The organism is Blautia obeum ATCC 29174, from assembly GCF_025147765.1.
Classification (GTDB): Bacteria; Bacillota; Clostridia; order Lachnospirales; family Lachnospiraceae; genus Blautia_A; species Blautia_A obeum.
In genome coordinates this window covers 2,629,308-2,650,836 of the sequence record NZ_CP102265.1, presented here as the reverse complement: position 1 = coordinate 2,650,836, position 21,529 = coordinate 2,629,308, and the positions used below count along the sequence as shown (strand labels likewise).

Sequence of the window (21,529 nt, the reverse complement as noted above, 5' to 3'; positions counted from 1 at the left end):
GGACAAAATCTGTGAATGAAGAAATAAAACAGAAGTTTTGCCGGGAGTTTGGAAGTGATCGAGTGCTTTTGGAAGAACCGATGAAACGTCATACAACTTTTCGAATCGGCGGTCCGGCAGAAGTATTTGTTATGCCTGGGAATCTTGAAGAGGTGCAAAGAATACTGGAAATCTGCAGGACAGAAGATCTCCCGTATTTTATTCTTGGAAATGGAAGCAATCTTCTTGTCAGTGACAGAGGATACCGGGGGGTTGTGATTCAGCTGGACCGTAATTTCGGAGAAGTAAAAGTAGAAGGTACGGAGATCCATGCATCAGCGGGAGCACTGCTTTCTACGATTGCTGTAGCTGCCAGAAGAGCATCACTGACAGGATTTGAATTTGCCGGAGGAATTCCGGGGACGCTTGGCGGAGCAGTGGTCATGAACGCCGGGGCGTACGGTGGAGAAATGAAAGATGTTCTTCGAAAAGTAATGGTAATGGACCAGAGCGGAAAGGTCTTTGAGATTCCGGCAGAAGAACTTCAGATGGGATATAGAACGAGCATCATAAAAACAGCAGGATATATTGTCCTGGGTGCGGTGCTCTCTCTTAAAGAAGGCAATCTCGAGGAAATAAAAATGCTGACCAGAAAGCTCAGTGAGCAGCGTACATCGAAACAGCCGCTGGAATATCCAAGTGCTGGAAGTACATTTAAACGACCGGAAGGATATTTTGCCGGCAAACTGATCATGGACAGCGGACTGCGGGGTTATCGCGTGGGTGGAGCCCAGGTATCGGAGAAACACTGCGGCTTTGTGATCAATACAGGAGACGCTACTGCTGAAGATGTACGCAGCCTGATGAAGCATGTAACAGAGATTGTATATGCTAAATTTGGAGTGACACTTGAACCGGAAGTGAAATTTCTGGGAGAATTTTAACAGGAGATAAAACATGCGGCTTGTAATTGTTACCGGCATGTCAGGAGCAGGAAAATCTACTGCACTGAAAATGCTTGAGGATGCGAGATATTTTTGTGTAGATAATCTGCCGATCGCGCTTGTCGGGAAATTTGTCTCGCTGATGGCGACATCGCAGGATGAAGAAGTACAGAACGCTGCGATAGGTATTGATGCACGCAGCGGACGGGCTCTTGAAGAACTGGAAGTTGTGCTTGACAGACTGAAAGCAGAAGGACATACTTTTGAGATCCTTTTTCTTGATGCGGATGATAAAGTACTTGTCAAAAGATATAAAGAATCAAGAAGAAGCCATCCGCTTGCCATGACAGGAAGAGTGGATGATGGAATCAGGCTGGAACGTAAAAAAACAGAATTTTTACGCAACAGGGCAGATTATATTATAGATACAACACATCTGCTGACCAGAGAACTGAAGAAGGAACTGAATAATATTTTTGTTGATAACGGAAAATTCAGTAATATGATGATATCTGTTCTTTCTTTCGGATTTAAGTATGGAATACCGGAAGATGCAGACCTGGTCTTTGATGTCCGCTTTCTTCCAAATCCGTATTATGTAGATGAACTGCGACCGCAGACGGGAATGGATGAGGGTGTTTATAATTATGTGATGGATAATGAAACAGCCAGACAGTTTGCTCAGAAACTGGAAGATATGGTTGAATTTCTGATTCCGAATTATGCGAAGGAAGGCAAAACAAGTCTGGTCATTGCAATAGGATGTACCGGAGGAAAACACAGATCTGTGACACTGGCAAGGGTTCTGTATAACAGACTGGTGGAGAAGCGTGAATATGGAATACGGCTGGAACACAGAGATATCGGTAAGGACGCTCTTCTGAAGAAGTAGAGATGCTGTGAGCAAATCGAAATGTAACGAAACAGAGTAGCAGAACAGGAGAAATGGAAATGTCTTTTTCGGGGATGGTGAAAGAAGAACTTTCCAGACAGATCAGCACGGCAAGACACTGCCGGATTGCAGAAATTGCAGCATTGCTCAGTGCCTGTGGCAAAATGACTGCCGCAGGGATACTGCGGTTTCAGACAGAAAATGATGCTGTGGTGAGAAAGTACTTTACTTTATTACAAAAAACATTTAATATAGAAACAGAAATAGCCATTCGCGAGAGTCGTCAGATGAAGAAGGGAAATGTGTATTATGTGGAGATCACAGATCCCGGACAGGTGGAGACTGTCCTTCAGGGAACGAAACTTTCGGTGAATGAGGGTGACGGAGAAACGTTATATACGGAGAATGCATTGCTCACGCAGCAGAGCTGCTGTAAGCGGGCGTTTATCCGGGGTGCTTTTCTTGCATCCGGATCGATCAGTGATCCGGAAAAAGGGTATCATTTTGAAATCGTTACTCAGGATGAGAGAAAAGCTGCGCATTTGCAAGAAATCATCTGTAGTTTTCAGATCGATGCGAAGATCGTGCTGCGTAAGAAGTCATATGTGGTCTATGTGAAAGAAGGCGCGCAGATCGTAGATATGCTGGCAATTATGGAAGCAAATGTGGCACTGATGAATCTGGAGAATATCCGGATCCTGAAGGAGATGCGTAATTCCGTCAACCGGAAAGTAAACTGTGAAACAGCAAATATCAATAAAACGGTGAACGCGGCAGTCAAACAGATCGAAGATATCAGGCTGATCGAACAGAAAAAAGGATTTCATAATCTGAACGAAGGACTGGCAGAAATTGCAGAACTGAGATTGCAGTACCCGGAGGCCACACTTAAAGAACTAGGAATGATGTTAAATCCGCAGGTTGGAAAATCAGGGGTTAATCACCGGCTGAGAAAATTAAGTGAGATAGCCGATGAACTGCGGATGAACGAGGAGGATTTATTATGATTAAAAAACCAATCACTATTCACCTGTCTACAGGACTTGAAGCGCGCCCAGTTGCGCAGCTGGTTCAGGTTGCCAGTCAGTTTAACAGTGAGATCTACGTTGAGATTGGAAGAAAAAAAGTCAATGCAAAAAGTATCATGGGAATGATGACACTTGGTCTTGATGCGGGAGAAGAAATTACTCTTTCTGCAAATGGGGAAGATGAAGAGGACGCAATGAAGAGCATTGAAAATTATTTGAGCAATCAGTAATCAGGATTCGTTATTCTATAATATAAAAGAGCATTGCCGGGAAGAAGACCGATTCCAGGGCAATGCTTTTAATAAAAGGTGAACCAAAGCAAAGGAGATACCAATGTCAAAATTTTTGAAATTTATTGTACATTTCTTTGTTATTTGTACGATCGTGTGTGTTCTTGGACTGGCTCTGCCGCCATTCTTTGGGGTAAGAACAGTTATTATGGATTCTTCAGATAAAGCTACAAATTTGCCGGTAGGTTCTGTGACCTATGCTATACCGGTAAAAACAGAAGACGTTGCTGCGGGAACACCGATTCTTGTCCAGGAAGATGGAAAGTCTTATCGTTACAATCTGGTAAGTGTAAATCGGGAAAATAATACGGGTACAGTGATCGATACTACAACATCTGCACAGCAGAATATCACAGTGTCAGTCAAGAACTGGGTACCGAAGATCGTAGTTACAATTCCATTTGTGGGATATTTGCTTGTAGCTACAGAAAGTATTGAAGGCCTGATCATCCTCGGGCTTGTAATTCTTTTCCTTATTATATTATATGTGATTGCGGAACTCTGGAAAAAAGAGCCGGAAGATGAATATGAAGATCTTCAGGGTGATACACGACATGTGAAAACTTCTAAAGAACTTAAAATGGAAGAAAAGGCGCGTGCAAGAAAAATGAAGGAAGAAGACAACGAGCTTCTTTATGGAGAGAAAGAAAAGAAAAAACGTGCCAAAAAAGAGGAAAAGATAAAAAGAAAAAAAATCCGTACAGGCGGTTTTGTAGATGAAATCTATGAAGATGATCTTGATGAAGAAGCACAGGAACAGGAACCAACCGTACGTCCGACACAAAATGTGCAGGCTGCAACAAGCGAGGCACATGAGCTTCTGAAAAAAGAAATTGCCGCTGCAACCGCAGATGACAGCCAGGAACTTCCGGATGACTACTTTGATGCACCGGGCAACCTTACTGAGAGAATTTCGCTTCTCGAAAGCGATCTTGCTGAAACAGAACCGGAGGATGAGGAAGAAGAGGTTGAAATCAAGAAACTTGCGATTCCAAGACGCTCAGCAGCTCAACTGGCAAATAAAGCGCGTAAGGCAGGAGATACTCCTGATATCGTAAGAGACTCTATTACAAAAGTAACATTGTTTGATTATTCGGATATCATTGCAGGAGAAGATGATGAAGAAGAGGATAACGAATAATATCTGAATTTAAATGTTACATATTATAAGAAATAATTACTTCTTATATATAAGAAGTAACGCAGAAAGCGGCTCGGGAGAAACTCCTGAAGCCGCTTTTGATATAACTGGAACGATAATTCCTGGGTAAAAGAGTATAAATAAAATTGTACTTATAAAAATACAAAAATAAATGAAAAAAGGACTTGCATAAGTGAAATGCCTTGTGTATAATAATCCTTGCTGTGACATGATAGCAATGAAGCGCGAGGTTGCCGTCAGGATATGACGGGTTTTCCGTGGAGCGAATGTCAAGTTAGGAAACTGACGACAAGTCACTGTACAAGTTCAGAAACCATCAACGGGATGGACGTGTGTAAAGAAGTCGAAAGACACACACGGAGATGTGTACAGTCGCCGCTTGTCGTACTGCATAATTGAGTACGAATAGGAGGAGACTTTTTTTATGGCAAATCAGGTAATGAGAATCACATTAAAAGCTTACGATCATCAGTTAGTAGATGCATCCGCAGCAAAAATCATCGAGACTGTTAAAAAGAACGGAGCAACAGTTAGCGGACCGGTTCCGCTTCCGACTAAGAAGGAAGTTGTTACAATCTTAAGAGCTGTTCACAAATATAAAGATTCCAGAGAACAGTTCGAGCAGAGAACTCACAAGAGACTTATCGATATCATGACACCAACTCAGAAAACAGTTGATGCACTTTCCAGACTGGAAATGCCTGCTGGCGTTAACATCGATATCAAGATGAAAACAAAATAATTTAAACTCGTTTTAAATGCCCTTTGGGCGTTTCAAAAAACTATATGATTGCCTTTTTGGTAATCCGCTATAAGGAGGAAGAAAGAAATGAAGAAAGCTATTTTAGCTACAAAAGTCGGAATGACTCAGATCTTCAATGAAGATGGCCAGTTAATCCCGGTAACCGTTTTACAGGCTGGTCCATGCGTTGTAACTCAGGTTAAGACAGAGGAAAACGATGGATACGCTGCAGTTCAGGTGGGCTATGGCGAAATCAGAGAAAAACTGGTTAACAAACCGGAAAAAGGTCACTTTGACAAAGCTGGTGTTGCAGCAAAGAGATTTGTAAAAGAATTCAGATTTGAAAATGCTGCAGAATACACTGTAGGACAGGAAATTAAAACTGATATCTTTGCAGACGGCGATCACATCGATGTAACTGCTGTTTCCAAAGGTAAAGGTTTCCAGGGCGCTATCAAGAGACATGGACAGTCCAGAGGACCTATGGCTCACGGCTCCAAATATCATCGTCATGCTGGTTCCAATGGTGCTTGCTCCGATCCGAGTAAAGTATTCAAAGGAAAACACATGCCGGGTCACATGGGAAATGTACAGGTTACTGTTCAGAACCTTGAGATTGTTCGCGTTGACACAGAAAATAACTTACTGTTAGTGAAAGGTGCTGTTCCAGGACCTAAGAAATCTCTGGTGACCATCAAAGAGACAGTAAAGTCTTTATAATGAGAAAGGAGGAGCATCAGAATGGCAAACGTAACAGTTTATAATATGGAAGGCAATGAAGTTGGAACAATGGAACTGAACGATGCAGTGTTCGGAGTAGAAATCAACGAGCATCTGGTTCATCTTGCTGTTGTTCGTCAGCTTGCAAATAATCGCCAGGGTACTCAGAAAGCAAAAACACGTTCTGAGGTAAGCGGCGGCGGAAGAAAACCGTGGAGACAGAAAGGAACAGGTCATGCAAGACAGGGTTCCATCCGTGCACCACAGTGGACTGGCGGCGGTGTAGTATTCGCTCCGGTACCGAGAGATTATGAAGTAAAAATGAACAAAAAAGAAAGAAGAGCAGCTCTGAAATCCGCTCTGACTTCTAAGGTTCAGGAAAATAAACTGGTTGTTGTTGACAGCCTTGCACTTGCAGAAGCAAAGACAAAAGAAATGCAGAAGGTTCTCACAAACCTGAAAGCAGACAAAGCTCTTGTTGTAACTGCTGATGATGATCAGAAAGTAGTTCTTTCTGCAAGAAACATTGCAGATGTACAGACTGCAACTGTAAACACTATCAACGTATATGATGTTATGAAACACAATACAGTAGTGGTTACAAAAGACGCAGTTGCATCCATTGAGGAGGTATACGCATAATGGCAGATATTAAATATTATGATGTAATTCTCAAGCCTGTAATCACAGAGAAATCCATGAACGCCATGGGTGAGAAAAAATATACATTCCTGGTTCATCCGGAAGCAAACAAGTCTCAGATCAAAGAGGCTGTTGAGAAAATGTTCGAAGGAACAAAAGTAAAGAGCGTAAACACCATGAACATGGATGGAAAGAAAAAACGTCGCGGTGTTACAGTTGGTAAAACAGCTAAAACTAAAAAAGCGATCGTAGCTCTTACAGAAGAAAGCAAAGATATCGAGATCTTCGAAGGATTATAATCCACGCTTTCTGAAGATATATGCTGGAAAGCATGATAACTAATATTCGAAAGGAGAAACATCATGGGAATCAAAACCTATAACCCATATACACCTTCCAGAAGACATATGACTGGATCTGATTTCTCTGAGATCACAACAAGTACCCCTGAGAAATCCTTAGTCGTATCTCTGAAGAAAAATGCTGGACGTAACAACCAGGGTAAAATCACTGTTAGACACCGCGGAGGCGGAAGCAGAAGAAAATACAGAATCATCGACTTCAAGAGAAGAAAAGATGGAATCCATGCTACTGTTAAGACAATCGAATACGATCCAAACAGAACAGCAAACATCGCTCTGATCAGCTATGAAGATGGTGAAAAAGCATACATCCTTGCTCCAGAAGGACTGAAAGTCGGACAGAAAGTCATGAACGGTCCGGAAGCAGAAATCCGTGTAGGAAACTGTCTGCCACTGGAACTTATCCCGGTTGGTACTATGGTACACAACATTGAGCTTCACCCAGGAAAGGGCGGACAGATGGTTCGTTCTGCTGGTAACGGTGCTCAGCTGATGGCTAAAGAAGGAAAATACGCAACATTAAGATTACCGTCTGGAGAAATGAGAATGGTTCCGCTTGTATGCCGCGCATCTATCGGTGTTGTTGGTAACGGCGATCACAACCTTGTTAACATTGGTAAAGCTGGACGTAAACGTCACATGGGAATCAGACCTACAGTTCGTGGTTCCGTAATGAACCCGAATGACCATCCGCATGGCGGTGGTGAAGGAAAGACCGGAATCGGTCGCCCAGGCCCGTGTACACCATGGGGCAAACCTGCTCTTGGTCTGAAGACCAGAAAGAAAAACAAACAGTCCAACAAGCTCATCGTAAGAAGACGCGATGGAAAAGCTTTATCAAAATAATAAGGAGGGTACAGAATGTCTCGTTCATTGAAAAAAGGACCTTTCGCAGACGCAAGCCTGCTTAAAAAGGTTGACGCTCTGAATGCTGCAAATGATAAATCTGTGATCAAAACATGGTCACGTCGTTCCACTATCTTCCCGTCCTTCGTAGGACATACAATCGCAGTACATGACGGAAGAAAACATGTGCCGGTATATGTAACAGAAGATATGGTAGGACATAAACTTGGTGAGTTCGTTGCAACAAGAACTTACAGAGGACACGGAAAAGACGAAAAGAAATCCGGCGTTCGCTAGTATTAAACTTAAAATAAATAATCTGCCTGTTGTCCCATAAGGGGCAGCAAGGCGGTGTTACCAGATATCGAAAAATTGGAAAGGAGGCACTTTAAAATGGCAAAGGGACATAGAAGCCAGATTAAGAGAGCCAGAAATGAGAGTAATAGAGAGACAAGACCGTCTGCAAAATTATCTTATGCAAGAATTTCTGTTCAGAAAGCCTGCTATGTATTAGATGCAATCCGTGGTAAAGACGTGCAGACAGCACTTGGTATCCTCACATATAATCCGAGATACGCTTCAAGCGTTCTGAAGAAACTGCTTGAGTCAGCAATCGCAAACGCAGAAAACAATAACGGAATGAGCGCAGATAACCTCTACGTTGCAGCGTGCTATGCAAACAAAGGACCTACAATGAAACGTATTCAGCCAAGAGCACAGGGTAGAGCTTACAGAATCGAGAAGAGAACAAGCCATATCACCATCGTGCTGGATGAAAGATAAGGAGGAAAAGCATGGGACAGAAAGTTAACCCACATGGCCTTAGAGTCGGTGTTATCAAGGATTGGGATTCCAGATGGTATGCAGAAGCAGATTTTGCAGATTACCTGGTTGAAGATTATAATATCAGAACATTTTTAAAGAAAAAACTTTACAGCGCAGGTGTTTCTAAAATCGAGATCGAAAGAGCATCTGACAGAGTTAAGATCATCATCTATACTGCTAAACCGGGTATCGTAATCGGTAAGGGCGGTTCTGAGATCGAAAAAGTTAAAGCTGAATTACAGAAATATACAGATAAGAAACTGATCGTAGATATCAAAGAAGTAAAGAGACCGGACAGAGATGCTCAGCTTGTTGCTGAAAACATTGCACTGCAGCTTGAGAACCGTATCTCCTTCAGACGTGCTATGAAATCTACAATGCAGAGAACAATGAAAGCTGGAGCAAAAGGAATCAAAACATCCGTATCTGGACGTCTTGGTGGAGCTGATATGGCTCGTACAGAGTTCTACAGCGAAGGAACTATTCCGCTTCAGACACTTCGTGCAGACATTGATTACGGATTTGCAGAAGCAGACACAACTTACGGAAAAGTTGGTGTAAAAGCTTGGGTATACAACGGTGAAGTACTTCCTACTAAAGGAAATAAGGAAGGGAGCGATAAATAATGTTAATGCCAAAAAGAGTAAAACGTCGTAAACAGTTCCGTGGCACCATGAAAGGTAAAGCCCTCAGAGGTAACAAAATCAATTATGGTGAATTCGGTCTTGTTGCTACCGAACCTTGCTGGATCAGATCTAATCAGATCGAAGCAGCCCGTGTTGCCATGACTCGTTATATCAAACGTGGTGGCCAGGTTTGGATTAAGATTTTCCCGGATAAACCAGTAACAGCGAAACCAGCAGAAACACGTATGGGTTCCGGAAAAGGTTCCCTTGAGTACTGGGTAGCAGTTGTTAAGCCAGGACGTGTAATGTTCGAAATCGCAGGCGTTTCTGAAGAAATCGCTCGTGAAGCATTACGTCTTGCGATGCACAAGTTACCATGTAAATGTAAAATCGTTTCTCGTGCAGACTTAGAAGGCGGTGATAACAGTGAAAATTAATAAATTCGTAGAAGATTTAAAGGCAAAATCAGCTGCAGAATTAAATGAAGAATTAGTAGCTGCTAAAAAAGAACTTTTCAATCTGAGATTTCAGAATGCAACCAATCAGTTAGACAATACAAGCAGAATCAAAGAGGTTCGCAAAAATATTGCCAGAATCCAGACAGTAATCACTGAGCAGGCAAACGCTGCGAAATAGTGATATATAGGAGGAAATAATCGTGGAAAGAAATCTGAGAAAGACCCGTGTGGGTAAGGTTGTCAGCAATAAGATGGACAAGACCATTGTTGTTGCTATCGAAGACCATGTAAAACATCCTCTTTACAAAAAAATCGTAAAGAGAACATATAAACTTAAAGCTCATGATGAAAACAATGAGTGCAATATCGGTGATACCGTTAAAGTTATGGAAACCAGACCGCTGTCCAAGGACAAAAGATGGAGACTGGTTGAAATTGTAGAGAAAGTGAAATAAGGAGGAAACCAGTATGATTCAGCAGGAAACAAGACTGAAAGTTGCCGACAACACTGGTGCAAAAGAAATCCTTTGTATTCGTGTTATGGGTGGCTCTACAAGAAGATATGCTAACATCGGTGATACTATCGTTGCTACTGTTAAAGATGCAACACCAGGCGGTGTTGTTAAAAAAGGCGATGTAGTAAAAGCTGTTGTAGTTCGTACAAAAAAAGGCGCTCGTCGTAAAGATGGATCTTACATCCGTTTCGATGAAAATGCAGCCGTAATCATTAAAGACGATTTAACTCCGAAAGGAACACGTATCTTTGGACCAGTTGCCAGAGAACTTCGTGAGAAAAAATTCATGAAGATCGTTTCCTTAGCTCCGGAAGTATTATAGGAGGGTGCCTAATGTCAGCTATGAAAATTAAAAAAGGCGATACTGTTAAAGTAATCGCTGGAAAAGATAAAGGCAAAGAAGGAAAAGTTCTTGCCGTTAACGTAAAAGACAACACCGTAATCGTTGAAGGTATCAACATGGTTACAAAGCACAACAAACCATCAGCTGCAAACCAGGCTGGCGGAATCACAACAAAAGAAGCTGCTCTTCATATTTCCAACGTAATGCTCGTTGTTGACGGAAAAGCTACAAGAGTTGGATTCCAGATGGATGGAGACAAAAAAGTACGTGTTGCAAAAGCAACAGGTAAAGTTATCGATTAATTAAGAGAGGAGGCATGACAGGTGAGTAGATTAAAAGAACTTTACAAAAATGAGATCATGGATGCCATGACCAAAAAATTTGGATATAAAAACGTTATGGAAGTGCCAAAACTCGATAAGATCGTTATCAACATGGGTGTTGGTGAAGCTAAAGAAAACGCTAAGCTTCTTGATGCAGCAATCGCTGATATGGAACTGATCACAGGCCAGAAAGCAATCGCAACAAAAGCTAAAAAATCTGTAGCTAACTTCAAAATCAGAGAGGGTATGCCAATCGGTTGTAAGGTTACCTTAAGAGGCGAGAAGATGTATGAGTTCGCTGATCGTCTGATTAACCTTGCTCTTCCTCGTGTACGTGACTTCCGTGGTGTTAATCCAAACGCTTTCGATGGCAGAGGAAACTACGCATTGGGAATTAAAGAACAGCTGATCTTCCCAGAAGTTGAGTATGATAAGGTAGACAAAGTAAGAGGTATGGATATCATCTTCGTTACAACTGCTAAGACAGACGAAGAGGCTCGTGAGCTGTTAACTCAGTTCAATATGCCTTTTGCTAAATAAGGAGGAGAATTCGAATGGCTAAAACAGCAATGAAAATCAAACAGCAGCGCAAACAGAAATTCTCCACAAGAGAATACAGCCGCTGCAGAATCTGTGGACGTCCACATGCATACCTGAGAAAATACGGTATCTGCCGTATCTGCTTCCGTGAACTGGCTTACAAAGGTCAGATCCCGGGTGTTAAAAAAGCTTCTTGGTAATTTGATTTAGAAAATATATCGACATGTAAAGTCTGAAAAATTAGGAGGAAACTAACATGACAATGAGTGATCCAATCGCAGATATGCTTACAAGAATCCGTAACGCTAACACTGCAAAACATGATACAGTAGATGTTCCGGCATCCAAAATGAAAATCGCAATCGCAAACATCCTTGTAGATGAAGGATACATTGCAAAATACGATCTGATCGAAGATGGTGTATTCAAAACCATCCACATCACACTGAAATATGGTGAAACAAAGAACGACAAGATCATCACAGGACTTAAGAGAATCTCCAAACCAGGTCTTCGTATCTACGCTGGTAAAGATGAACTCCCGAGAGTACTTGGCGGACTTGGAATCGCAATTCTTTCCACAAACAAAGGTGTAATCACTGACAAAGAAGCTCGTAAACTTCAGGTTGGTGGAGAAGTTCTTGCATTCGTTTGGTAAGGTAAAAAATCTGCAAGCAGATTTTTATAGATGAAGGAAACACCATCGTCACTAAATTCGACAGCCGGCGCAATGCATCGACTTTCTCATTAAGTGTCGAGGTGTACTTTCACACTAAACTTGTACAGCACTTGTACTTGTTAAGTGGTTAATGCACTGAAAACAGAGAAGGAAGTACCTTCTCCGACAATTTAAGTAAGGAGGACAATATTATGTCACGAATCGGAAGACTTCCGGTAGCTATCCCGGCAGGCGTTGAAGTAAGCGTAGCTGCAGGTAATGTAGTAACCGTTAAAGGTCCTAAAGGAACACTCGAAAGAGCACTTCCAACCGAAATGGAAATCAAAGTAGAAGATGGTCATGTAGTAGTTACAAGACCAAATGATCTTAAGAAAATGAAAGCATTACACGGTCTGACAAGAAGCCTGATCCACAATATGGTAATCGGTGTAAGCGAAGGCTACACAAAAGAGCTTGAAGTTAACGGTGTAGGTTATAGAGCACAGAAACAGGGCAAGAAACTTGTTCTTTCTCTGGGATATTCTCACCCGGTAGAGATGGAAGATCCAGAAGGTCTGGAATCCAAAGTTGATGGAAACAAGATCATCGTTTCCGGTATCAGCAAAGAAAAAGTTGGCCAGTATGCAGCTGAAATCAGAGATAAGAGAAGACCGGAGCCATATAAGGGCAAAGGTATCAAGTATGCTGATGAAGTTATCAGACGTAAAGTCGGTAAGACTGGTAAGAAATAAATAAGGAGAGTGAGAATATGATTAATAAAGCATCCAGAGCGGAAATTCGCGAGAAAAAACATAGAAGAATCCGTCATCATCTCAATGGAACAGCTACTACTCCAAGACTGGCAGTATATCGTTCCAACAAGCATATGTATGCACAGATCATTGATGACACTGTAGGAAAAACTTTAGTATCTGCTTCTACTCTTCAGAAAGATGTAAAAGCTGAACTGGAAAATACTGATGATGTAAAAGCTGCAGCATACCTTGGAACTGTAATCGGAAAGAAAGCAGTTGAAGCAGGTATCGAAAGCGTTGTCTTCGACAGAGGAGGCTATATCTATCACGGTAAAGTAAAGGCACTGGCAGACGCAGCAAGAGAAGCTGGGCTGAAATTCTAAAAGGGAGGAAAAAGACACATGAAAAATAATCTTATTGATGCTAGTCAGTTAGAATTAGAAGATAAAGTAGTGTCAATCAAACGTGTTACCAAGGTTGTTAAAGGTGGCCGTAACTTCCGTTTCACAGCTTTGGTTGTTGTAGGTGACGGCAACGGACATGTTGGTGCAGGTTTAGGAAAGGCAGCTGAAATTCCGGAAGCTATCCGCAAAGGAAAAGAAGATGCCATGAAAAAACTGGTTACAGTTGCAAGAGATGAGAACAATTCCATCACTCATGACTATGTAGGTAAATTCGGAAGTGCTGAAATGCTTCTGAAACGTGCTCCGGAAGGTACTGGAGTTATCGCTGGTGGTCCAGCCCGTGCAGTCATCGAGCTTGCAGGAATCAAAAATATCCGTACAAAATGTATGGGATCCAGAAATAAACAGAACGTAGTTCTGGCTACTATCGAAGGATTAAGCAAACTGAAAACTCCGGAAGAAGTTGCAAAACTTCGCGGAAAATCTGTAGAAGAGATTCTGGCATAAGGAGGACAAAATAATGGCAAACACATTAAAAGTTACACTTGTTAAGTCTCCAATCGGTGCAGTTCCGAAACACAAAAAAACTGTAGCAGCTATGGGACTTACAAAAATGCACAAAACAGTTGAAATGCCTGACAATGCAGCTACAAGAGGAATGATCCAGCAGGTTCAGCATCTTGTAAAAGTAGAAGAAGCATAATAATTTCCAGAGATTGAATAATAAAAGGAGGTGCCAAAGATGGAATTATCAAACTTAAGACCAGCAGAAGGTTCTAAACATAGTGATAACTTCAGAAGAGGCCGTGGACATGGATCCGGAAACGGTAAAACAGCCGGAAAAGGACACAAAGGACAGTTAGCTCGTTCCGGACATAAGAAACCGGGATTTGAAGGTGGACAGATGCCTTTATACAGACGTCTTCCGAAGAGAGGTTTCAAGAATAGAAATTCTAAAGAAATCATCGCAATCAATGTAGACGTTCTCAATCGTTTCGAAGATGGTACAGATGTTACCGTTGAAACTTTACTGGAGAGCCGTGCAATTTCCAAAGCCGGAGACGGTGTTAAAATTCTTGGAAACGGTGAGCTGACCAAAAAACTTAATGTAAAAGTAAATGCTGTCAGCGAAACCGCAAAAGCAAAAATCGAAGCTGCAGGTGGTACAGTAGAGGTGATCTAATGTTTGAGACTCTTAAAAGTGCTTTTAGAGTGAAAGAGATGAGACGTAAGCTTCTCTACCTGTTAGCGATGATCTTTGTCATCCGTATAGGTTCGCAGCTTCCCATCCCGGGTGTGGATGGCAGCGTATTCAAACAGTGGTTCAAGAGCAATACCGGTGATGCATTCAATTTCTTTGATGCATTCACCGGTGGTTCCTTTGAAAGCATGTCTGTTTTTGCGTTGAACATCACACCATACATTACATCTTCCATTATTATCCAACTTTTGACAATTGCAATTCCTGCTCTGGAGGAAATGCACAGAGATGGTGAAGAGGGAAGAAAGAAAATGACTGCGATTACCCGTTATGTCACAGTTGGTCTGGCTCTTTTTGAGTCTATTGCCATGACAATCGGATTCAGCCGTGGAAATATCGTAAAAGATATGAATTTCTTAAAGGCAGTTGTAGTAATCGCCAGCCTTACAGCCGGTTCTGCTATGCTGATGTGGATCGGTGAACGTATCACAGAAAAGGGTGTTGGAAATGGTATTTCTATCGTTCTTGCGGTTAATATCGTATCCAGAATTCCAAGTGATATGACAACTCTTTATGAGAACTTTATTAAGGGAAAAACAATTGCAAAAGGAATGCTTGCAGGAGTGATTATTTTTGCAATCATTATGGTTGTAGTTGTATTTGTCCTTATTCTTAATGGAGCAGAGAGAAGGATTCCTGTTCAGTACTCCAAAAAGATGGTTGGCAGAAAGATGATGGGCGGCCAGGCCACCAACATCCCATTGAAAGTTAACACCGCAGGTGTTATCCCGATCATCTTTGCTTCCTCAATCATGTCATTCCCGGGTGTTATCGCGCAGTTTGCCGGTAAGACAAACGGAACAGGCATCGGAAGCGAGATCCTGAGAGGTCTTTCTTCAAGTAACTGGTGTAATCCATCCCAGCCACAGTATAGCTGGGGACTGCTTGTATACATTGTACTTTGTGTATTCTTTGCATATTTCTACACTTCTATCACATTTAATCCGTTGGAAGTCGCAGATAATATCAAAAAGCAGGGTGGTTTTATCCCAGGTATTCGTCCTGGAAAACCAACATCAGACTATTTGACTAAAATGCTTAATTATATTATATTTATAGGTGCGGTAGGCCTGATTATTGTGGCAGTAATTCCGTTCTTCTTCAATGGTGTATTTGGAGCACATGTTTCATTTGGTGGAACATCTATCATCATCGTCGTTGGTGTTGTTCTTGAAACATTGAAGCAGATCGAGTCTCAGTTGCTTGTCCGCAATTACAAAGGCTTTCTGAACAGCTAAAACGAAGGCTGTGGTGTGAAAGCATCACAGTCTTTTTTGCTTTATGGAAATTTCTATAAAGCTTATGCTTCATAAAGAAAAAGGAGGGTATTTATTATGCGTATTATTATGTTAGGTGCACCGGGAGCTGGAAAGGGAACACAGGCAAAGAAAATTGCTGAAAAATATGGAATTCCGCACATTTCCACTGGGGATATTTTCCGTGCAAACATAAAAAATGGTACTGAATTGGGGAAAAAAGCAAAGACATATATGGATCAGGGACTTTTAGTACCAGATGAATTAACCTGTGATCTTGTAGTAGACAGAATTCAGCAGGATGATGCAAAGAACGGATACGTACTGGATGGTTTCCCGAGAACGATTCCTCAGGCAGAATGCCTGACAGCCGCTCTTGAAAAACTGGGAAGCAAAATTGACTACGCAATTGATGTAGATGTACCGGATGACAATATTGTGAACCGCATGTCAGGAAGAAGAGCATGCCTGAAATGTGGAGCAACTTATCATATTGTATATGCTGCACCGAAGGTAGAAAATGTTTGCGATACCTGTGGCGAAAATCTTGTACTCCGTGATGACGATAAACCAGAAACCGTTTCCAAACGTCTGAAGGTTTATCATGAACAGACACAGCCGCTGATTGACTATTACACAAAACAGGGTGTTTTGAAGACGGTAGACGGAACAGCTGCACTGGATAAAGTTTTCCAGGCAATCGTCGAAATCTTGGGAGAATAAAGATGTCAGTTTCTATTAAGTCAGAACATGAAATTGAGCTTATGAGACATGCCGGTCATTTACTGGAACAGGTTCATGATGAATTGGCTTCTCACATTAAGCCGGGAATCAGCACAAAAGAACTGGATCGAATTGGTGAGGATATGATCCGCTCTATGGGCTGCATTCCGAACTTTAAAAATTATCAGGGCTTTCCAGCATCATTTTGCATCAGTCTGAATGATGAAGTCGTACATGGAATCCCGTCCAGACAGAAGATCATCCAGGAAGGCGATCTTGTAAAGATTGACGCCGGACTGATCTATAAAGGATATCATTCAGATGCAGCGCGTACTTATGCAGTCGGTGAGGTATCTCCGGAAGCAAAACAGCTGATGGAAGTTACAAAACAGAGCTTTTTTGAAGGAATCAAATTTGCAAAAGCCGGAAATCATCTGAACGATGTTTCCAAGGCAATTGGTGCATATGCTGCAAAATTCAACTACGGAATCGTACGTGACCTGGTAGGACACGGAATCGGAACTCATCTTCATGAAGATCCGCAGATCCCGAATTTCCCACAGAAACGTAGAGGCATCAAGCTGATGCCGGGTATGACACTTGCAATCGAACCGATGATCAATCTTGGACGCGCAGATGTAGCGTGGGAAGATGATGAGTGGACGGTTGTAACGATGGACGGTTCACTTTCTGCACATTATGAAAACACCATTCTGATCACGGATGGAGAACCGGAAATTCTGACTCTTACAAAATGACAGATGACACAGGAGGTTTATAATGTCTAAAGCAGATGTAATCGAAGTGGAAGGTACTGTATTAGAGAAGCTGCCTAATGCGATGTTCAAAGTAGAACTGGAAAACAAGCATGTAGTGCTGGCACATATCAGCGGAAAGCTGCGTATGAACTTTATCCGTATTCTTCCTGGAGATAAAGTAACAATTGAACTTTCTCCATATGATCTTTCTAAGGGACGTATTATCTGGAGAGATAAATAAAGATTTGAGGGGGACAGGCTCACAGTTGCGAAGGCCGCATGTCCCCCTCAAACTCCCCCTCTTGGCCACGCCGGCTTACAGGGGGAGTTTTTTCATTTGTGAGGGGATGGATTATAAAGCTCTATGCTGTAGAAATAAAAAAATATCGACTAATCCTGTATTCTAAGCTATTGAATTATGCAGGCTGAGCCGATTATTTTTTATTTCTCATATATTAACAAAGCCGAAGGCGGTCTGCGATCAACTACCGTCATCGACCGTCCATCCGTTGCTATGTATTCAAAGGGTACAGTCAGGAGATAGAAGGATGGTACTTCCAGACGGTAAACGTAGATTTCGTCATATGATTTGTGCTAGCTGATGCCACCGAACGCACTGTTTGAGGCGAAGCCGAGTTTGCGTGAATGGCATCAAACAAGCGCACGAATCATATAGAAATCGCAGTGTGTCAGGAAGTACCATCCTTCTCATCTCCGTAACGTACCATTTCTACATTCTACTCCAACAAAAAAATTAACAAAAATTTAAAATTAGGGCTTGCATAATCCAATCGACAGTGTTAATATATCATATGTACGCGCAAAGACTGTGTGTATGAACTGCAGATTCAAGCCTATATTACGGAAAAGGAGGATTTCCAGTGAAAGTAAGATCATCTGTAAAGCCGATCTGCGAAAAATGCAAGATCATCAAAAGAAAAGGATCTATCAGAGTAATCTGTGAAAATCCAAAACACAAACAGCGTCAGGGTTAATTGACAAGTTTGTGAAACGTGCGGCTGCAGTTTGATACACCCGGAAGGGTTGTTCGAACTGTTTTAATATCTTATTAAAGAAGCATGTATTGCCTAATACCGAGAGGCAACAGCGTCCGTGAGGACACAATTTCGGAAAGGTCGCTTTACGCCAAAAGCGGCTGGGTGTTTTACCGAGGCACCCCAATTAGGAAACTAGAAAATCAGGAAGCTTGTGAAGATATACCCCATTTCACCTTGCGAGACAGCAAGTGGTATAATTCAGAAGACTATCCAAAAAGAAAATGGAGGAAACAGTACATGGCTCGTATAGCTGGTGTAGACTTACCAAGAGACAAACGTATCGAAATCGGCCTTACCTATATCTATGGTATCGGCAGAACAAGCGCTGACAAAATTCTTGCTCAGGCAGGTGTAAATCCTGACATTCGTGTCAGAGACCTGACAGATGATGATGTTAAGAAAATCAGTGCTGTAATTGATGAAACAATGACAGTTGAAGGTGATCTTCGTCGTGAAATCGCTCTGAATATCAAGAGACTGCAGGAAATCGGATGCTACAGAGGTATCCGTCATCGTAAAGGACTTCCGGTTCGTGGCCAGAAGACCAAAACAAACGCTAGAACACGCAAAGGTCCTAAGAGAACCGTTGCAAACAAAAAGAAATAAGTAACGTATAATTGATTATATAAAGGAAAGTGTAGGTTAGTTTTAAAATGGCAAAGACAACCAGAAAAGCGACAACAAAACGTCGTGTTAAGAAAAACGTTGAACACGGACAGGCACATATCCAGTCTTCTTTTAACAACACAATTGTTACTCTGACAGACAGCGAAGGAAACGCTCTTTCATGGGCAAGTGCTGGTGGTCTGGGATTTAGAGGTTCAAGAAAATCTACCCCTTATGCAGCACAGATGGCAGCTGAGACTGCAACAAAAGCTGCTTTAATTCATGGTTTAAAAACTGTTGATGTTATGGTTAAAGGACCAGGATCAGGACGTGAAGCTGCAATCCGTGCACTTCAGGCATGTGGTCTTGAAGTAACAAGTATCCGTGACGTAACACCGGTTCCGCACAACGGATGCCGTCCACCAAAACGCAGAAGAGTCTAATTTTAGGAGGTAGCTTGAAATGGCAGTAAATAGAGTTCCTGTTCTGAAAAGATGCAGATCCCTCGGCCTGGATCCGATTTATTTAGGAATTGATAAAAAATCTACAAGACAGTTAAAACGTGCAAACAGAAAAGTGTCTGAGTACGGTTTACAGTTAAGAGAAAAACAGAAAGCAAAATTCATCTACGGAGTTCTGGAAAAACCTTTCCACAACTACTACAACAAAGCTGACAGAATGCCAGGACAGACTGGTGAAAACCTTATGGTTCTTCTGGAAAGCAGACTTGACAACGTAGTATTCCGTATGGGACTTGCTAGAACCAGACGTGAAGCTCGTCAGATCGTTGACCACAAGCATGTACTTGTAAACGGAAAATGTGTAAACATTCCGTCTTACCTTGTAAAAGCTGGTGACACAATCGAAATCAAAGAAAAATGCAAAGGTTCTGAAAGATACAAAGGAATTCTGGAAGTAACAGGTGGAAGACTTGTTCCGGAATGGCTTGATGTAAATCAGGAAGCTTTAAGCGGAACTGTAAAAGAACTTCCAAGAAGAGAAGCTATTGATGTTCCGGTTAACGAAATGCTTATCGTCGAGTTGTACTCCAAATAATGCATTTTAAATTAAATACCCTCAAATGTTGACAAACCCAGAAGGAGGGACTTATAGTGTTTGATTTTAATAAACCAAAAATCGAAATTACGGAAATTTCCGAAGATAAAAAATTTGGCAGATTTGTAGTAGAACCTCTGGAAAGAGGATATGGAACTACACTTGGTAATTCTCTCAGAAGAATTATGCTGTCATCCCTCCCGGGAGCAGCAGTCAGCCAGGTTAAGATTGATGGAGTCCTTCATGAATTCAGCTCTATTCCGGGCGTGAAAGAGGACGTTTCAGAAATCATCATGAATCTGAAAAGCCTTGCTATCAAGAATAACAGTGCCGACAATGAACCAAAGACCGCATACATTGAGTGTGAGGGCAAAGGTGTCGTAACTGCTGCTGATATTCAGGCAGATCAGGATATCGAAATCATGAATCCAGATCAGGTCATTGCTACTCTGAACGGTGGCAAAGACTGCAGACTGGCTATGGAGCTTACAATTACACGTGGACGTGGATATGTAAGTGCTGACAAGGGAAAAACAGACGATATGCCGATCGGTGTACTCGCTGTAGATGCAATCTATACTCCGGTTGACCGAGTAAACATGATTGTTCAGAACACCCGTGTTGGACAGATCACTGATTACGATAAACTTACATTGGATGTATATACCAATGGTACATTGGATCCGGATGAGGCTGTCAGCCTTGCTGCTAAGGTACTGAGCGAACATCTCAGCCTTTTCATTGATCTTTCTGAGAATGCTAAGACTGCAGAAGTCATGATCGAGAAAGAAGACAATGAAAAAGAAAAAGTTCTTGAAATGAGCATTGATGAGCTTGAACTTTCCGTTCGTTCTTACAACTGCCTGAAGAGAGCCGGTATCAATACAGTAGAAGAACTTTGCAACAAAACTTCTGATGACATGATGAAGGTTCGTAACCTTGGTCGTAAGTCCTTAGAAGAAGTACTTGCTAAACTGAAAGAACTGGGATTACAGCTTCAGCCGACTGAAGAGTAATTTCATTCAGCAAATATGAGCGGGGATGCCTAAGCATTTATACAGTAAGACCGAACAAGCATGTATGGATGTCCCGTAGATGGAGGAAAATAAAATGGCAAAATATAGAAAATTAAGCAGAACTTCTGATCAGAGAAAAGCTCTGTTAAGAAACCAGGTGACAAATCTTCTGTACCACGGAAAAATCGTTACCACTGAAGCAAAAGCAAAAGAAATTCGCAAGATCGCCGAAAGCCTTATCGCTATGGCAGTACGTGAAAAAGACAATTTTGAGACAGTTACAGTAACTGCAAAAGTTGCACGTAAAGATGCTGATGGTAAGAGAGTAAAAGAAGTTGTAGACGGTAAGAAAGTTACTGTATACGATGAAGTGCAGAAAGAAATCACTAAAGATGCTCCGTCCAGACTGCACGCTCGTCGTCAGATGGCAAAAGTTTTCTATTCTGTTAAAGAAGTACCTGCAAAAGGTGCTGGCAGAAAGAAAAATACCAAAGACATCGATATGACTAAGAAGATGTTCGAGGAAATCGCACCTAAATACGCTGGACGTAACGGTGGTTACACAAGAATCGTTAAGATTGGACCGCGTAAAGGTGACGCTGCAATGGAAGTACTCATTGAGTTAGTATAATCTTTATGATGATCAAGGGATGTCTCTTCGGAGGCATCTCTTTTTTTATTCCCGTTAATTTATTCCATAAGGTTGATAAATTTCGCATTTTAGCGTAAAATCATTTACAA

General features: G+C 41.7%; 36 protein-coding genes. All 36 read left to right on the top strand.

Annotated features, from left to right (window positions below; translation table 11 throughout):
• The first annotated feature begins 11 nt into the window (after nt 1–11).
• The 36 genes from murB to NQ503_RS12730 all read left to right on the top strand — a co-directional run bounded on the left by murB (nt 12) and on the right by NQ503_RS12730 (nt 21,419).
• The gene (gene murB, locus NQ503_RS12905; RefSeq protein WP_044925685.1) at nt 12–923 is read left to right on the top strand and encodes a UDP-N-acetylmuramate dehydrogenase; all 912 of its coding nucleotides are present in this window, start codon (nt 12–14) and stop codon (nt 921–923) included.
• A gap of 13 nt (nt 924–936) precedes the next feature.
• The gene (gene rapZ / locus NQ503_RS12900; RefSeq protein WP_005424966.1) at nt 937–1,815 is read left to right on the top strand and encodes an RNase adapter RapZ; all 879 of its coding nucleotides are present in this window, start codon (nt 937–939) and stop codon (nt 1,813–1,815) included.
• A 59-nt stretch (nt 1,816–1,874) separates the two neighbouring features.
• On the top strand, nt 1,875–2,822 hold the full coding sequence (whiA, locus tag NQ503_RS12895; RefSeq protein ID WP_044925686.1) for a DNA-binding protein WhiA: 948 nt from the start codon (nt 1,875–1,877) through the stop codon (nt 2,820–2,822).
• The gene (locus NQ503_RS12890; protein ID WP_022389247.1) at nt 2,819–3,073 is read left to right on the top strand and encodes an HPr family phosphocarrier protein; all 255 of its coding nucleotides are present in this window, start codon (nt 2,819–2,821) and stop codon (nt 3,071–3,073) included. Before whiA ends, NQ503_RS12890 begins: the two co-directional genes overlap by 4 nt.
• A gap of 103 nt (nt 3,074–3,176) precedes the next feature.
• On the top strand, nt 3,177–4,274 hold the full coding sequence (locus NQ503_RS12885; protein ID WP_005424970.1) for a hypothetical protein: 1,098 nt from the start codon (nt 3,177–3,179) through the stop codon (nt 4,272–4,274).
• A gap of 445 nt (nt 4,275–4,719) precedes the next feature.
• Entirely contained in the window at nt 4,720–5,037 is a 318-nt protein-coding gene (gene rpsJ, locus NQ503_RS12880; protein WP_005424971.1) for a 30S ribosomal protein S10, read from the top strand.
• Nucleotides 5,038–5,124: 87 nt separating this feature from the next.
• Nucleotides 5,125–5,757 carry a 50S ribosomal protein L3 gene (rplC, locus tag NQ503_RS12875; protein ID WP_005424973.1) on the top strand — a complete coding sequence of 211 codons (633 nt, stop codon included), beginning with the start codon at nt 5,125–5,127 and terminating at the stop codon, nt 5,755–5,757.
• A gap of 21 nt (nt 5,758–5,778) precedes the next feature.
• Nucleotides 5,779–6,399: a 50S ribosomal protein L4 gene (rplD, locus tag NQ503_RS12870; RefSeq protein ID WP_005424974.1), complete on the top strand. Its 621-nt coding sequence runs from the start codon at nt 5,779–5,781 to the stop codon at nt 6,397–6,399.
• Nucleotides 6,399–6,698, top strand: coding sequence for a 50S ribosomal protein L23 (gene rplW, locus NQ503_RS12865; protein WP_005424975.1), 300 nt, complete (start codon nt 6,399–6,401; stop codon nt 6,696–6,698). The genes rplD and rplW overlap by 1 nt, the downstream gene beginning before the upstream one ends.
• A gap of 63 nt (nt 6,699–6,761) precedes the next feature.
• On the top strand, nt 6,762–7,607 hold the full coding sequence (gene rplB / locus NQ503_RS12860; protein WP_044925688.1) for a 50S ribosomal protein L2: 846 nt from the start codon (nt 6,762–6,764) through the stop codon (nt 7,605–7,607).
• 15 nt (nt 7,608–7,622) lie between these two features.
• Nucleotides 7,623–7,904 (top strand): 30S ribosomal protein S19, encoded by a 282-nt coding sequence (gene rpsS / locus NQ503_RS12855; RefSeq protein WP_008707255.1) that lies wholly within the window; start codon nt 7,623–7,625, stop codon nt 7,902–7,904.
• A gap of 96 nt (nt 7,905–8,000) precedes the next feature.
• Nucleotides 8,001–8,390, top strand: a complete 390-nt coding sequence (rplV, locus tag NQ503_RS12850; protein ID WP_005424978.1) for a 50S ribosomal protein L22 — start codon at nt 8,001–8,003, stop codon at nt 8,388–8,390.
• Between the two features lie 11 nt (nt 8,391–8,401).
• Complete coding sequence (gene rpsC / locus NQ503_RS12845; RefSeq protein ID WP_005424980.1) at nt 8,402–9,058, top strand: 30S ribosomal protein S3; 657 nt, start codon at nt 8,402–8,404, stop codon at nt 9,056–9,058.
• Nucleotides 9,058–9,495 (top strand): 50S ribosomal protein L16, encoded by a 438-nt coding sequence (rplP, locus tag NQ503_RS12840; protein ID WP_005424982.1) that lies wholly within the window; start codon nt 9,058–9,060, stop codon nt 9,493–9,495. Before rpsC ends, rplP begins: the two co-directional genes overlap by 1 nt.
• Nucleotides 9,485–9,694, top strand: coding sequence for a 50S ribosomal protein L29 (gene rpmC / locus NQ503_RS12835; RefSeq protein WP_022067328.1), 210 nt, complete (start codon nt 9,485–9,487; stop codon nt 9,692–9,694). Before rplP ends, rpmC begins: the two co-directional genes overlap by 11 nt.
• Before the next feature lie 22 nt (nt 9,695–9,716).
• Entirely contained in the window at nt 9,717–9,971 is a 255-nt protein-coding gene (rpsQ, locus tag NQ503_RS12830) for a 30S ribosomal protein S17 (RefSeq protein ID WP_008707264.1), read from the top strand.
• Between the two features lie 13 nt (nt 9,972–9,984).
• Entirely contained in the window at nt 9,985–10,353 is a 369-nt protein-coding gene (gene rplN, locus NQ503_RS12825; RefSeq protein WP_005424985.1) for a 50S ribosomal protein L14, read from the top strand.
• A gap of 11 nt (nt 10,354–10,364) precedes the next feature.
• Nucleotides 10,365–10,676, top strand: a complete 312-nt coding sequence (gene rplX / locus NQ503_RS12820) for a 50S ribosomal protein L24 (RefSeq protein WP_005424986.1) — start codon at nt 10,365–10,367, stop codon at nt 10,674–10,676.
• A 21-nt stretch (nt 10,677–10,697) separates the two neighbouring features.
• Nucleotides 10,698–11,237 carry a 50S ribosomal protein L5 gene (rplE, locus tag NQ503_RS12815; RefSeq protein WP_044925691.1) on the top strand — a complete coding sequence of 180 codons (540 nt, stop codon included), beginning with the start codon at nt 10,698–10,700 and terminating at the stop codon, nt 11,235–11,237.
• A gap of 14 nt (nt 11,238–11,251) precedes the next feature.
• Complete coding sequence (locus tag NQ503_RS12810; RefSeq protein WP_005424988.1) at nt 11,252–11,437, top strand: type Z 30S ribosomal protein S14; 186 nt, start codon at nt 11,252–11,254, stop codon at nt 11,435–11,437.
• A gap of 56 nt (nt 11,438–11,493) precedes the next feature.
• Nucleotides 11,494–11,895 carry a 30S ribosomal protein S8 gene (gene rpsH / locus NQ503_RS12805; protein ID WP_005424990.1) on the top strand — a complete coding sequence of 134 codons (402 nt, stop codon included), beginning with the start codon at nt 11,494–11,496 and terminating at the stop codon, nt 11,893–11,895.
• A 212-nt stretch (nt 11,896–12,107) separates the two neighbouring features.
• Nucleotides 12,108–12,647, top strand: coding sequence for a 50S ribosomal protein L6 (gene rplF / locus NQ503_RS12800; RefSeq protein WP_005424992.1), 540 nt, complete (start codon nt 12,108–12,110; stop codon nt 12,645–12,647).
• 17 nt (nt 12,648–12,664) lie between these two features.
• Nucleotides 12,665–13,033, top strand: coding sequence for a 50S ribosomal protein L18 (gene rplR / locus NQ503_RS12795; RefSeq protein WP_005424994.1), 369 nt, complete (start codon nt 12,665–12,667; stop codon nt 13,031–13,033).
• Between the two features lie 18 nt (nt 13,034–13,051).
• Complete coding sequence (gene rpsE, locus NQ503_RS12790) at nt 13,052–13,561, top strand: 30S ribosomal protein S5 (protein WP_005424995.1); 510 nt, start codon at nt 13,052–13,054, stop codon at nt 13,559–13,561.
• A 13-nt stretch (nt 13,562–13,574) separates the two neighbouring features.
• Entirely contained in the window at nt 13,575–13,757 is a 183-nt protein-coding gene (rpmD, locus tag NQ503_RS12785; RefSeq protein ID WP_008707273.1) for a 50S ribosomal protein L30, read from the top strand.
• Between the two features lie 39 nt (nt 13,758–13,796).
• The gene (gene rplO / locus NQ503_RS12780) at nt 13,797–14,237 is read left to right on the top strand and encodes a 50S ribosomal protein L15 (protein WP_005424999.1); all 441 of its coding nucleotides are present in this window, start codon (nt 13,797–13,799) and stop codon (nt 14,235–14,237) included.
• Nucleotides 14,237–15,553: a preprotein translocase subunit SecY gene (secY, locus tag NQ503_RS12775; RefSeq protein WP_005425000.1), complete on the top strand. Its 1,317-nt coding sequence runs from the start codon at nt 14,237–14,239 to the stop codon at nt 15,551–15,553. Before rplO ends, secY begins: the two co-directional genes overlap by 1 nt.
• A gap of 96 nt (nt 15,554–15,649) precedes the next feature.
• Nucleotides 15,650–16,294 carry an adenylate kinase gene (locus tag NQ503_RS12770; protein ID WP_055056354.1) on the top strand — a complete coding sequence of 215 codons (645 nt, stop codon included), beginning with the start codon at nt 15,650–15,652 and terminating at the stop codon, nt 16,292–16,294.
• Nucleotides 16,295–16,296: 2 nt separating this feature from the next.
• A complete protein-coding gene (gene map / locus NQ503_RS12765; protein WP_005428549.1) occupies nt 16,297–17,052 on the top strand; it encodes a type I methionyl aminopeptidase in 756 nt (251 codons plus the stop codon).
• Between the two features lie 22 nt (nt 17,053–17,074).
• Nucleotides 17,075–17,293, top strand: a complete 219-nt coding sequence (gene infA / locus NQ503_RS12760) for a translation initiation factor IF-1 (RefSeq protein WP_005428560.1) — start codon at nt 17,075–17,077, stop codon at nt 17,291–17,293.
• Nucleotides 17,294–17,933: 640 nt separating this feature from the next.
• Nucleotides 17,934–18,047: a 50S ribosomal protein L36 gene (rpmJ, locus tag NQ503_RS12755; protein WP_003497809.1), complete on the top strand. Its 114-nt coding sequence runs from the start codon at nt 17,934–17,936 to the stop codon at nt 18,045–18,047.
• A gap of 300 nt (nt 18,048–18,347) precedes the next feature.
• Nucleotides 18,348–18,716, top strand: coding sequence for a 30S ribosomal protein S13 (gene rpsM, locus NQ503_RS12750; RefSeq protein ID WP_022387993.1), 369 nt, complete (start codon nt 18,348–18,350; stop codon nt 18,714–18,716).
• A gap of 47 nt (nt 18,717–18,763) precedes the next feature.
• A complete protein-coding gene (gene rpsK, locus NQ503_RS12745) occupies nt 18,764–19,159 on the top strand; it encodes a 30S ribosomal protein S11 (protein WP_005428565.1) in 396 nt (131 codons plus the stop codon).
• A gap of 19 nt (nt 19,160–19,178) precedes the next feature.
• Nucleotides 19,179–19,772 (top strand): 30S ribosomal protein S4, encoded by a 594-nt coding sequence (gene rpsD, locus NQ503_RS12740; protein WP_005428567.1) that lies wholly within the window; start codon nt 19,179–19,181, stop codon nt 19,770–19,772.
• A 56-nt stretch (nt 19,773–19,828) separates the two neighbouring features.
• A complete protein-coding gene (locus NQ503_RS12735) occupies nt 19,829–20,788 on the top strand; it encodes a DNA-directed RNA polymerase subunit alpha (RefSeq protein ID WP_044926370.1) in 960 nt (319 codons plus the stop codon).
• A gap of 94 nt (nt 20,789–20,882) precedes the next feature.
• The gene (locus NQ503_RS12730; RefSeq protein WP_044926372.1) at nt 20,883–21,419 is read left to right on the top strand and encodes a bL17 family ribosomal protein; all 537 of its coding nucleotides are present in this window, start codon (nt 20,883–20,885) and stop codon (nt 21,417–21,419) included.
• Nucleotides 21,420–21,529 lie beyond the last annotated feature (110 nt).